The sequence below is a fragment of the Arthrobacter sp. TmtSoilC79 genome, from assembly GCF_059739405.1.
Window position 1 is genome coordinate 510,250 of the sequence record NZ_AP046051.1, and the last position, 11,995, is coordinate 522,244.

Annotated in this window: 10 protein-coding genes; 2 read left to right on the forward strand and 8 right to left on the reverse strand. The window is 64.0% G+C overall.

The features are described 5' to 3' along the window. Positions 1–72 precede the first annotated feature (72 nt). Positions 73–1,089 carry a LacI family DNA-binding transcriptional regulator gene (locus AC6JA3_RS02460; protein ID WP_497919883.1) on the forward strand — a complete coding sequence of 339 codons (1,017 nt, stop codon included), beginning with the start codon at positions 73–75 and terminating at the stop codon, positions 1,087–1,089. Positions 1,090–1,128: 39 nt separating this feature from the next. On the opposite strand, the gene AC6JA3_RS02465 is transcribed toward AC6JA3_RS02460, so the two are convergent. The 8 genes from AC6JA3_RS02465 to xylA form a co-directional block, all read right to left on the reverse strand. Continuing rightward, positions 1,129–1,683, reverse strand: a complete 555-nt coding sequence (locus AC6JA3_RS02465) for a hypothetical protein (RefSeq protein WP_347782487.1) — start codon at positions 1,681–1,683, stop codon at positions 1,129–1,131. 91 nt (positions 1,684–1,774) lie between these two features. Beyond that, positions 1,775–2,671, reverse strand: coding sequence for an aldose 1-epimerase family protein (locus AC6JA3_RS02470; protein ID WP_497919884.1), 897 nt, complete (start codon positions 2,669–2,671; stop codon positions 1,775–1,777). After that, entirely contained in the window at positions 2,668–4,203 is a 1,536-nt protein-coding gene (gene araA, locus AC6JA3_RS02475) for an L-arabinose isomerase (RefSeq protein WP_026547819.1), read from the reverse strand. The genes AC6JA3_RS02470 and araA overlap by 4 nt, the downstream gene beginning before the upstream one ends. A 49-nt stretch (positions 4,204–4,252) precedes the next feature. Further along, complete coding sequence (locus AC6JA3_RS02480; protein ID WP_091552406.1) at positions 4,253–4,960, reverse strand: L-ribulose-5-phosphate 4-epimerase; 708 nt, start codon at positions 4,958–4,960, stop codon at positions 4,253–4,255. Then, positions 4,957–6,714 (reverse strand): ribulokinase, encoded by a 1,758-nt coding sequence (araB, locus tag AC6JA3_RS02485; protein ID WP_497919885.1) that lies wholly within the window; start codon positions 6,712–6,714, stop codon positions 4,957–4,959. Before araB ends, AC6JA3_RS02480 begins: the two co-directional genes overlap by 4 nt. Positions 6,715–6,842: 128 nt before the next feature. After that, a complete protein-coding gene (locus AC6JA3_RS02490; protein WP_497920616.1) occupies positions 6,843–7,829 on the reverse strand; it encodes a LacI family DNA-binding transcriptional regulator in 987 nt (328 codons plus the stop codon). Positions 7,830–7,898: 69 nt separating this feature from the next. Then, positions 7,899–9,329: a xylulokinase gene (locus tag AC6JA3_RS02495; protein WP_497919886.1), complete on the reverse strand. Its 1,431-nt coding sequence runs from the start codon at positions 9,327–9,329 to the stop codon at positions 7,899–7,901. An 86-nt stretch (positions 9,330–9,415) separates the two neighbouring features. Then, positions 9,416–10,603 (reverse strand): xylose isomerase, encoded by a 1,188-nt coding sequence (gene xylA, locus AC6JA3_RS02500; RefSeq protein ID WP_497919887.1) that lies wholly within the window; start codon positions 10,601–10,603, stop codon positions 9,416–9,418. 142 nt (positions 10,604–10,745) lie between these two features. Between xylA and AC6JA3_RS02505 the strand changes: the two genes are divergently transcribed. After that, positions 10,746–11,951, forward strand: coding sequence for an ROK family transcriptional regulator (locus tag AC6JA3_RS02505; protein WP_497919888.1), 1,206 nt, complete (start codon positions 10,746–10,748; stop codon positions 11,949–11,951). Positions 11,952–11,995 lie beyond the last annotated feature (44 nt).

The window sequence follows — 11,995 nt, forward strand, 5'->3', positions numbered from 1 at the left end:
ATTACCCTCGGAAACGCGGGGGTGTCAAGGCGTTTCCAGCACATTGACGTCAGCCAACGGAGATCGGAAAGCATGTCCCAGACAGCCAGCATCAAAGACGTTGCAACCCACGCCCAAGTAGCAGTGGGCACTGTTTCCAATGTGCTGAATTATCCGGACAGGGTTTCCCAGAGGACAAAGGAACGCGTCCTCAAATCCATTGCAGAACTCGGGTTTGTCCGCAATGACGCCGCCCGCCAGCTCCGCGCCGGCCAGAGCCGGACCATCGGGCTGATCGTGCTGGACGTCGGAAACCCCTTCTTCTCCTCAGTCGCCCGTGCCGCAGAGGATGCTGCCACCGCACTCGGAAGCGTGGTGCTGGTGGGTGACAGCGGGCAGGACGCCTCCCGCGAAGCGCACTACATGGACCTCTTCCAGGAGCAGCGCGTCCAAGGGCTGCTCCTTTCCCCCGTAGGCGATGTGGCGGAGCGGATCGATACTCTGCGTGAACGGGGCGTGCCCACCGTTCTGGTGGACGAACTTGCAGACACCGACCGCTGCAGCTCAGTCTCCGTGGATGACCAGGAAGGCGGTTATCTCGCGGCCAAGCACCTGCTGGACCTGGGCCGCCGTCGTCTGGCCTTTGTTGGTACGCCGTCCATCCGCCAGGTCGCGAGCCGACTCGAGGGCGCGCAGCGTGCTGTGGCAGAGGTATCCGGGGCCAGTGTTGAGGTCCTGGATTCTGCTGGCCAGACCGTTCTGGCCGGCAGGCAAGTGGGCAACAGCCTGGTGGAACGCGCCCCGGAGCTCCGGCCTGAAGCCGTGTTCTGCTCCAACGACCTCCTGGCGCTGGGCGTCATGCAGTCGCTGACCATGTTGCGGACGGTCCGGATCCCGGAGGACATCGCGCTCATCGGCTATGACGACATCGATTTCGCCATCTCCGCAGTGGTTCCGCTCTCTTCCATCCGCCAGCCCACCGAGGCCCTGGGCCGCACGGCGATCGAGCTGCTCGCGGAAGAACAGGAGAGCGGCGGCACCAAGCACCGGGCAGTGGTGTTCACGCCTGAACTGGTGGTCCGCCAAAGCACTGCCGGCGCACCCAGCTAAGTAAGTTGGGGGTGCAGGCGGTGCTCCCTGGGCGCAGGCCTAGCCTCGTTTGACTGTTACGTCCAGCGGAAGCGGTGCCGGGACATCGATCGGCCACCGCCCGTTGGTGGCGATCCGGGACAGGTTCCGTTCACCATCAGGGTGGTCGATATCCACGGGAATGAGCACCGTGTTCCGATCACCGATCTGGGTTGCCTTGGCGGTCAAGTGGGCAGCTTCCGTTGCCGCAACCAGATCGAAATGGGGTTCCCATTCGGCAGTGGTAACCACCAGGCGTAGTTCCTCGGTGGGCATATAACCCTCTCCGATCGACCAAATGAGGCGGACAACGTAGTCGATGAGAAGGTCGCCGCGTTCCACGTTCCAGCCGGGCTCGATCTCGAACTCCACTGCGTAGCCGGTGTTGCCTTTGACGTTTGGCTTGTCCCCTCCGGAAAAGTCGGTGACGGTGATTCCAGGCACCGCTTCCAAGGCTTCCCGGGCTTCTGCGCGAGTCTGTCCTGCTTCAGAGTCATGTGGCACGGTGCTGCACGAACTCAGCGCCAGCATGCCCACAACTGCCACGCCAATAAGTTTCCTGAATCTGGTCTGCACGCCATTCCCCATAACTTCAACTTCTCATAGATCGAGGTGAAGAACTCTCCTCATGAATGGAGTGGAGTCGTGGCAGCTTTCATGACGGTGGCTACAGGGCGTAGATGCTCCAGGAGGCGGTGTGCTCCGCGCCCGGTTCCAGCCGGATCAGGTCCGTCCCGCTGTTGAAGGCATCCGGTGGGCACGTCATGGGTTCCACGGCCAGGCCCAGGCGGCTGGGCAGGGGTGCCGGCTTGTCAGCGGTATGGATCTGCAGCCAAGGGCAGCTTTGGTCCCAGGACATTCCGACGCCGGTGCCCGCCGGGTCCCGCAGCGACAGCTGCGCCAGCCCGCCGTCGAACGTTATTCCGGTGAAGGCGTGGTCGATCTCGGTGCTGCCGATGGTGCGCGCTGAACGGAAGTCGAAGGGATGGCCCTCAACCCCCGCCAGGCTCACGGGCAAGAGCCGATCCGGTGTGACTTCCAGGAACGAGTCCGCGCCAAATTCCAGGACCCACTCATCCAGCGGCGAGGAGCCGGCCACCAGGTACGGGTGCGGGCACACGCCGTAAGGAGCAGCGACGTCGGCAGCGTTGCGGGCCGTAACGGAGGTGTGAAGTCCGGATTCGTCCAGGGTGAACCGTGCCTCAAGCTCCAGGACGAAAGGGTAACCTGCCGTCGGACCCAACGTGCACGTCAAGGTGAGCGAGCCGGCGTCGGACTCCTTCAGCGTCCAGTCGAGCGGGAAGGCGAGCCCGTGCAGGGCAGTTGCGCGCTCGGGTTCATTGACCGGAAGCCGGTGCTCGACGTCGTCGAAGGTGTAGGTGCCGTCTGCGATCCTGTTGGGCCACGGCGCGGCAATGATGCCACGGTAGTCCGGGATCGGGCCACCTTCGGTGAAGGGGACAATGAGGTCACGGTCCTCGAACCGGAAGACGCGCAGCGCGGCCGCGCGGGCGGTCACGATTGCTGTGTAACCGCCCGCGCTCAGCGTGAATTCAGTGCTCACAGGCCGCCGGCCAGTTTGTAGTACGCGGCGTTCCAGTTGAGTTCCTTCTTGAACTGTTTGATGGTGGTGCCTTCGTCGATGGTGAGGAGTTCGGTCTTGGCGATTTCGGCGAAGTCCTCGAACACCTCAAGGCCCACCTGCGTGGACAATACCGTATGGTGGGCGGCGCCCGCAGTGAGCCACGCGGCCGCCGAAGTGGCGAAGTCGGGCTTCGGTTCCCACAGTGCGCGGGCAACCGGCAGGTTGGGAAGCGGCTGGTCGAGATCGACGACGTCCACCACATTGGCGACCAGGCGGAAACGGTCACGCATGTCCGAGAGGGCAACAACAATGCCTGGGCCGGCGTCAGTGTCGAACACCATGCGGACGGGGTCTTCCTTGCCGCCAATGCCCAGCGGGTGGATCTCTACGCGGGGCTTCGAGGCGGTCAGGGACGGGCAAACCTCCAGCATGTGCGCGCCCAGGATCTTCTCGCTGCCCGGTTCCAGGTGGTAGGTGTAATCCTCCATCAGCGACGCACCGCCGGGCAGGTCACCGCCCATGACCTTGGCAGCGCGGACCAGGATGGCGGTCTTCCAGTCGCCCTCGGCACCGAAGCCGTAACCGTCAGCCATGAGGCGCTGGACGGCCATGCCCGGAAGCTGCCGCAGCTCGCCCAAATCCTCGAAAGAGGTGGTGAACGCTGCAGAACCATTGGCCTCCAGGAAGCTGCGAAGTCCCAGCTCGATCCTGGCGCTGTACCGCAGCGACTCATGGCGGTCACCGCCTGTCTTCAGCTCTTCAGCCACCTCATAAAGGTGCTCGTACTCGGCAACCAAAGCGTCGACGTCGGACTCTTCCGCGCCGTGCACGGCGTCGGCGAGTTCATTGACGGACCAGGTGTTCACTGAGACGCCGAAACGAAGCTCGGCTTCGGTCTTGTCGCCCTCTGTGACGGCGACATTGCGCATGTTGTCGCCGAAACGGGTCAGCTTCAGCGTGCGGACGGCGGCCCAGCCGGCCGAGGCTCGCTGCCACGCACCAACCTGGCGGGCAACCTCAGGATTGGAAACATGTCCGACGACGGTCTTCCGCGGCACGCCGAGGCGCGACTGGATGTAGCCGAATTCGCGGTCGCCGTGGGCTGCCTGGTTGAGGTTCATGAAGTCGAAATCGATGTCAGCCCATGGCAGGTCCCTGTTGGCCTGGGTGTGAAGGTGCAGCAACGGCTTGCGCAGTGCATCCAAGCCCTGGATCCACATTTTTGCGGGGCTGAAGGTGTGCATCCAGGCCGTCACGCCAATCACGGAATCATCCGAATTGGCTTCCAGTGCTGTGCGGCGGATCGCGTCGGAATCGGTCAGGACCGGCTTCCACACAAGCTTCACCGGAACGTCGCTGCTGGCATTCAGGGCGTTGGCAATCTCCTGTGACTGCGCAGCGACCTGCTTGAGGACATCCTCCCCGTACAGGTGCTGGCTGCCGGTAAGGAACCAGACCTCGTACTGCCCCAGGGAGGTGGAGTTGGCGGATGTGCTGTTGGCGCTGGGCATTGTGGTGGCTCCTGGTTTTCTGGGTTTCGAGTGGCTTGCGGCGTCCGCGTCAGCGGCCGTAAACGTTCTGGTATCGGTCGAAGAGTGACTCGATCTTGGCTTGGTCGATAGGCAGGGGATCGCCGAGTTGGCGGGAGATGTGGACTGTCCTTGCCACTTCCTCGCACATCACCGCTGCCTTGACGGCGCTGCGGGCGTCCTTGCCTATGGTGAAAGGCCCGTGGTTCTGCATCAGGACCGCCGGGGAGTTGGAGTTTTTCAGGGTCTCCACGATGCCTTGGCCGATGGAGTCGTCCCCGATCAGTGCGAACGGGCCAACTGGGATGGGTCCGCCGAACTCATCACCCATCATGGTCAGGACGCAGGGGATTTCCTCGCCGCGGGCAGCCCAGGCGGTGGCATAGGTGGAGTGGGTGTGGACCACGCCGCCTACCTCGGGCATGTGCCGGTAGACATACGCATGCGCGGCCGTGTCCGAGGACGGGGAGAGGTCCGGGTTGCCCCAGTCCACAGTCCCGGCACTTCCGGTGTTGATGCCCCGCACAGGTGTGCCATAAAGATCAGTGACCACCATGAGCTCGGGCGTGAGGTCGTCATAGGAAACGCCCGAAGGCTTGATGACCATGAGGTCATGCCCGGGGATGCGGCCGGAGACGTTGCCGGCTGTCCAGACCACCAATTGGTAGCGGGTGAGTTCTGCATGCAGCTCGCAGACTTCCTTGCGGACTTTGGCAATGCTTTCCAGCAGGGCGCTCATGCGGAAGCTCCTTCGAGGGTGCTCGGCTGGGTTGGCTGTGCTGTGTTTTGCTCTGCTGTGTTTTGCTGTCCCGAACCTTGGATCGCGGCGCGTTGGATGGCCTTCAAGCGGTGCATGACGTTGTTGGTGCCGCGTCCGAAGTAGTCGTGCAGGGTTTTGTATTCCTGGAAGAGGACCTCGTAGGCCGCCACGTTTTCGGGGATGGGGGTGTAGACCGCGCCCGGAGCAGCAGCCATGGAGGCTGCGGCTTCACGGATGTCCTTGTACTTTCCGGCGGCAACAGCGGCGTGGATGGCCGAGCCCAGCGCAGGACCCTGTTGGGACCCGATGGTGGAGAGCTGCAGGCCGGTGATGTCGGCGTAGACCTGCATCAGGAACTTGTTCTTCAGCAGCCCCCCGGCCACGATGAATTCCTTGACCGGAACACCTGAGTCACGGAAGGCGTCAACAATGGTCCGGGTTCCGAAGGCCGTTGCTTCCAGCAACGCCCGGTAGGTGTCTTCAGGCTTGGTGGCCAAGGTCTGGCCCACCACCACGCCGGAAAGTTCGTGGTCAACCAGCACTGAGCGGTTGCCCGAGTGCCAGTCCAGCGCAATGAGTCCGTGCTCGCCGATTGCCTGCTTCTGCGCGAGTTCGGTCAGGTACTCATGGATGCCCAGTCCCTTTTCCGTGGCGGCCTGGTGGTACTCCGGCGGGACACCGTTCTTGGTAAACCAGCCAAAAATATCGCCAACGCCGGACTGCCCGGCTTCGTAACCCCAGAGGCCGTCCACGATGCCGCCGTCCACTACCCCGCACATGCCGGGGACTTCGCGGAGCACGTCCCCGTTCATGACGTGGCAGGTGGAGGTGCCCATGATGGCTACAAGCTGTCCGGGTTCCACGGCGTTCGCAGCCGGGGCGCTGACGTGGGCGTCCACGTTGCCCACGGCCACGGCAATTCCTGCCGGAAGTCCCGTCCATGCTGCGGCTTCTTCGGTGAGGTATCCCGCGGCATCGCCCAATCGGCCGATGGTGTGTTCCAGCTTTTCCGACACGAAGCCCTTGAACTCCGGGTTAAGCGCCGCCAGGAAGTCCTCGGAGGGGTACTTTCCGTCTTGGTAAATGCCCTTGTAGCCCGCGGTGCAGGCGTTGCGGACGTAGCTGCCGCAGAGTTGCCAAACGATCCAGTCGGCGGCTTCAACCCAGTGATCCATGGCGCCGTAGACTTCGGGATCTTCCTCGAGGAGTTGCAGGCCCTTGGCGAACTCCCACTCGGAGGAGATCAGGCCGCCGTAGCGGGGAAGCCAGGCCTCGCCGCGTTCCTCAGCCAGCTTGTTGATCCGGTCAGCTTGAGGTTGGGCTGCGTGGTGGCGCCACAGCTTCACGAAAGCGTGGGGCCGGTCCGCGAAGCGTTCCAGTTCGTTCAGTGGCGTGCCGTCGGCCGTCGTCGGAACCATGGTGCAGGCGGTGAAGTCGGTGGCAATGCCAACCACGTTTTCGGGGTTGATTCCGGCATCGGCGACGGCGGCAGGTACAGCATTGCGCAGAACGTCACGGTAGTCGTCAGGGACCTGGAGCGCCCAATCTGCGGGAAGCCGCTGGCCGCTGCCCGGCAGGTTCTCCGACACGACGGCGTGCGGGTACTCGAACACGCCGCTGCCAAGTTCTGCTCCGTCCGATACACGAACCACAACCGCGCGTCCGGACAAGGTGCCATAGTCCACGCCAATGACGAACTGCTCATCCAGCGGGAGGTTTTCAGAAGTATTCATGGGTCTCCATCCGGCTGGCCAGGGCCTCATTGCCGGGGGTTGGGGTGGAAAAGTGAAGAAGGTCTGATGCAATTGTTAGCGCTCACAACTTTGATGTCAAGAGCGGGCACGGTCGAACGGGATGCTACCTACTTGGTTGGGGCGGGGGCCGTGGTGGAGCGGACCACCAGGCGCGGTACGACGGCGGCCGCCGAAACGCTGCTGCCATTCTCCAAGCGGTCCAGCAGCAAACGGATGCAGCGCTGGCCGAGCTCTTCGAAGTCCTGCGCCACGGTTGTCAGTGGTGGGATGAAGTAGGCGGACTCTGGCTGGTCATCGAAGCCCACAACGCTGATGTCGGCGGGAACCTGCACGCCTGTCTCATGGAATGCACGCAGCACGCCGAGGGCCATCTGGTCATTGGCCACGAACAGCGCAGTCACGGAACGGTCGGCGGCGACCTTCAAGCCCTCGCGGTAACCGCACTCAGCACTCCAATCGCCCTCGATCAAGGTTCCCGGTTCAAGGCCGGCCTCCGCCAAGGCCTCCTGCCATCCTTCGATGCGGGCAGCAGCATCAATCCAATCGGCGGGGCCGGAGAGGTGGCCGATCCGCTCATGGCCAAGGCTCAAGAGGTGCTCGACGGCCAGCTTGGCGCCCTGCCGCTGGTCAACTGTGGCTCCCGTGAGGTGCTCATCGCCAACCGACCCAACAGCAACCAACGGCACGTGGGCAGTGATGTCCTTGAGAACTTCAAATGTCCCCGGGTGCGGAACCGTTACTACGATGCCGTCAACGCCTTGGTCCATGAAGTGCGCCATGGCGTCCTTGATGGTCTCCGGCGTCACTTCCCGCAGACCCGCGACACTGACGAAATAGCCCGCATCCCGGGCCGCAAGCTGGACGCCGAGGAGCGTGTGCGACGGCCCATATTGGGCCATCTCACTGCCCAGAACCCCGATGGTCAGGGAGCGCCGCGTCACCAGGCTGCGTGCCGCCGTGTTCCTGCGGTACCCAAGTTCGGTAATGGCTTGTTCCACGCGCTCGCGGGTCTTGGAACTGACGTTGGGATGGTTGTTCAGCACCCGGGAAACGGTCTGGTGGGAAACTCCCGCCACGCGGGCAACGTCCTCCATGACCGGGGGGCGGGCTGATGCAGATTGATCTGGGCTCACCCTGTCACGATAGAGCACCTGCAGCCGTGATCAGCTCATGGCTGCCTTGGCGGCGTACTGGCGGTACCTCGTCAGGAACGGGGCAGTTCCGTCGGCATCCCGGGGTTTGACGTCCACGCCATCCAAGGGCCACGCGGGCAATTGACCCGTCAGGACGCCGGCTGCCTGGCGGGCAGCTCCGTCAGCAACGTACTCGCCGGGTCGGGGCACGAATATCGGCAGGCCAAAGGCCAGGGAGGCAATCTGCTGGACGGCCTCCGACTGCGCTCCTCCACCCACCAGGATGATGCGCTGGGCAGAGACGCCTTGTGCCTGCAGTGCGGCCAACCCGTCCGCCAAGGAACACAGGACGCCTTCTACCGCTGCCCGCGCCAAGTTGGCCGGGGTGTAGTTGGAGACCGTGATGCCGTGGAGGGAGCCGGTGGCGTCGGGCAGGTTGGGCGTTCGTTCGCCCTCGAAATACGGGACCAGGGTCAGTCCTTCGGCACCTTCCGGAGCGGAGAGGGCCAAGGTGCCGAGCTCGGGCAGGGTGACGCCCAGCAGTCCGGCTGTGGCATCGAAAATTCGGGTCGCGTTGAGGGTGCAGGCAAGGGGAAGGAAGTTGCCCGTGGCATCGGCAAAACCTGCCACCAGTCCACTGGCATCCTGTGCGGGGACGTCCGAGACTGCAAACACGGTGCCTGACGTCCCGATGGAAATGACCACATCCCCGACGGCGGCACTCACGCCCAGGCCGGCCGCGGCGTTGTCACCGGCTCCGGGCCCGATCAAAGCACCGCCCGGTGTCTTGCCCGCGGCATCCAAGGGGCCAACAACGACCGGAAGGACGGGAACATGACCGAGCGTGCTCTTGAGCACCTCCGGAAGATAACCGCCACCGGCAACTGAGAAATAGCCCGTGCCGGAGGCGTCCGACCTGTCGGTGCGCAGTAGCTCCAGCGATGCCGGCCCGCCGCCCGGACCATGTCCGGCGAGACGCCAGGACAGCCAGTCGTGAGGCAGGCAGACTGCGGCAGTTCGTCGGGCATTCTCCGGTTCGTTCCGGGCCAGCCAGCGTAGCTTGGTGGCAGTCAAGGATGCCACCGGTACGGTTCCGGTGGTGGACGACCAGAACGAGGCTCCGGCAGCGGCATCGCCTTGGCCGGCTTCAAGAATCAGTTCTTCGGCGTCACGTGCAGAGCGGGTGTCGTTCCACAGAAGGGCGGGACGGACCACGTTCCCGGATTCGTCGAGGCACACCATGCCGTGCTGCTGACCGCCAACCGATACGGCGTCGACGTCGTCCAGGCCGCCTGCCTCCCTGATGGCTTCCTGGAGGGCCGTCCACCAGTGGTCAGGGTGGACTTCCGTACCCTCAGGATGGGGTGCCCGGCCCTGGCGTACCAAGGCACCGGTGACGGAGTCACGGATGACCACTTTGCACGACTGGGTGGAGCTGTCGATCCCGGCTACGAGAGGCATGCGTTGTTCCTTTGGCGAACCGGCGCCGGGCCCTGCAAGGCGAAGCTTGGGGGCCCGGCGCCGGGACTTTGGTGGGTTGGTGTTCTTTAGCGGGCGCCGAGCAGGTGCTCGATGGCCAGCTGGTTGAGGCGGACGAAGGCGAACGAGCGCTCGGCGGCGTGATCGGCGTCGAACGTTTCGAAAGCGCTGGCGTCAGCCAGCAGGTCAGCCGTGGTCTCCCCGGCGTTCAAGGTGGGCTGGCCCAGTTCGAAGACGCCTGAGGTTGTGAGGGCTTCTTGGACTTCCGGATCTGCGCGGAAAGCGAGGGCGCGTTCCTTCAGCAGGAGGTACATGGACATGTTGGACTTGGCCGATTCCCAGACGCCGTCGTAGCCGTCGGTGCGTGACGGCTTGTAGTCGAAGTGGCGGGGACCGTCGTATGTGGGCCCGCCGTTGGGGAAGCCGTTCTCCAGCAGGTCCACGGTGAAGAAGGCGCTGGTGAGATCGCCATGGCCGAAGACCAGGTCCTGGTCGTACTTGATGCCGCGCTGGCCGTTCAAGTCGATGTGGAAGAGCTTGCCTGCCCACAGGGCCTGGGCGATGCCGTGGGTGAAGTTCAGCCCGGCCATCTGCTCGTGGCCCGTCTCCGGGTTGAGGCCTACGATGTCGCCGTGTTCCAGCTGGGCAATGAATGCCAATCCGTGGCCAACCGTGGGGAGGAAGATGTCGCCGCGGGGTTCGTTCGGCTTCGGCTCAAGTGCGATCCGGAGGTTGTAGCCCTTTTCCTTGATGTAACCGGCGGCGGTGTCCACGCCTTCCTTCATGCGGTCCAGCGCTGCCGACAGGTCCTTGGAGCCGTCGTATTCGGTGCCTTCGCGGCCGCCCCACATGACGAATGTTTCGGCACCAAGCTCGGCTGCGAGGTCGATGTTGCGCAGGATCTTGCTCAGGGCGAAGCGGCGGATGGAGCGATCATTCGAGGTGAAGCCGCCGTCCTTGAAGACCGGGTGGCTGAACAGGTTGGTGGTGACCATCGGCGTCTTCAGGCCGGTCTCGGCCAGGGCGGACTTGAAGTTCTTCAGGATGAGGTCGCGCTCGGAAGTGGTGGCATCAAAGGGAATCAGGTCATTGTCGTGGAAAGTGATGCCGTAGGCGCCAAGTTCACTGAGCTTGTGCACTGCTTCCACCGGATCAAGGGCCGGCCGGGTAGCAACGCCGAAAGGATCGGCGCCGGTCCAACCGACAGTCCAGAGGCCAAAGGTGAAGCGGTCCTGCGGGGTGGGCTGCGGGGTCATTTTGCTCCTTTGCAAAGCACTGGGGGAGGAGGCCAGGGAAAGCACTCCAATTAGTTTTCAATCTGAACTATATGGGGGATGATGGATCATGGTCAATGGAAGCCAGCAACAATTTTTCAAATCCGCAGGGAGTCCCACGCCAGTGAACGAGTCAGCAGCGCCCGGCCGCGTAGGCGATGTCCGCCGTCGAAATCTTTCGCTGGTTCTGGACTCCATTGCCAGGACCGGCGATGCCAAGCCCAGCCGCGCCCAGCTCGCTGCCGGCACCGGACTGACCAAGGCGGCGGTCTCCAGCCTGGTTGCGGACCTGGTGGAGTCGGGCCTTGTCTCTGAAGTGGGCCTTTACCGGGACGGCGAGCGGGGCAGGCCGGGGCAGGGTCTGGAGCTCAGTTCGCGCCGCGGCGTGGTGGGCATGGAAATCAACGTTGACTACCTGGCAGTGGGATTGGTGGACCTGGGCGGCAACCTCCGCTTCCGTTCCACTGTTGAATCGCGGAACCGGGGCATGGCGCCCGGAGAAGTCATGGAGCGGCTGCGGGTCCTGGTGGCCGAAGCGGTTGCTGCCGCCTCGCAGGACAAGATCGCAATCCTTGGCGGCGGCCTGGCGGTCCCGGGCCTGGTGGATGAGCGGCGGAACACCGTTCTCTCGGCTCCGAACCTGCATTGGGAAAACGAGCAACTGGACCCCGGCTCATTGCTCGAGGGCGCGCCGCTCGGCGTCCGGCTGTCCAATGAGGCCAACAGTGCCGCGCTCGGCGAGCTCTGGTACGGCGGCGGCCCGGCCGACTTCCTCTACGTTTCGGGTGAAGTGGGTGTTGGTGGCGGGGTCATCATTGGTTCGGACCTCTATTTGGGCCCCGGGGGATCTGCGGGCGAATTGGGTCATATTGTGGTCCATCCGGAAGGGCGGGAGTGTTCCTGCGGAGGCGCTGGTTGCCTGGAGACCTTTGCCGGGCAGGAGGCGATCTTCGAGGCAGCCAACATTCCCGAGGGCCCGCTGGGCGACCGCACCGAGCAGCTTCTCGCCGCCTTGGCCGCCCAGGACCCCAACGCCCTGAGAGCAGTCCACGACGCCGGGCGGTACTTGGGCGTCGCGCTCGCTTCCTCGGCCCGCCTGATGGATATTGACTCAGTGGTCCTAGGCGGGCACTTTGCTTTGCTGGCGGAGTGGCTGAGGCCGGCGCTGCTGGCGAGCTTGGAGCGCTATGCGCCGGGTTTGCTGGAGCCGGACAGTTTGAGCGTCTCCAGCCTGGAGCACTCCGGAACCCTCCTCGGGGCTGCCGGGCAGGTGATCAGGTCTGTTATTGAGTCGCCGTTCGAGTTCCTTTTGGCGAGCAAGCTGGCCTAAGCGCATCAATCGCCGACGGTAATTCGGCGCGGGTTCTTTCGCAT

What these genes read in the sequence shown, in the direction of transcription:
- AC6JA3_RS02460 (WP_497919883.1), top strand. Translation starts at nt 73, where the DNA reads ATGTCCCAGACAGCCAGCATCAAAGACGTTGCAACCCACGCCCAAGTA.
- araA (WP_026547819.1), bottom strand. Translation starts at nt 4,203, where the DNA reads ATGCCCAGCGCCAACAGCACATCCGCCAACTCCACCTCCCTGGGGCAG.
- AC6JA3_RS02480 (WP_091552406.1), bottom strand. Translation starts at nt 4,960, where the DNA reads ATGAGCGCCCTGCTGGAAAGCATTGCCAAAGTCCGCAAGGAAGTCTGC.
- araB (WP_497919885.1), bottom strand. Translation starts at nt 6,714, where the DNA reads ATGAATACTTCTGAAAACCTCCCGCTGGATGAGCAGTTCGTCATTGGC.
- AC6JA3_RS02490 (WP_497920616.1), bottom strand. Translation starts at nt 7,829, where the DNA reads ATGGAGGACGTTGCCCGCGTGGCGGGAGTTTCCCACCAGACCGTTTCC.
- AC6JA3_RS02495 (WP_497919886.1), bottom strand. Translation starts at nt 9,329, where the DNA reads ATGCCTCTCGTAGCCGGGATCGACAGCTCCACCCAGTCGTGCAAAGTG.
- xylA (WP_497919887.1), bottom strand. Translation starts at nt 10,603, where the DNA reads ATGACCCCGCAGCCCACCCCGCAGGACCGCTTCACCTTTGGCCTCTGG.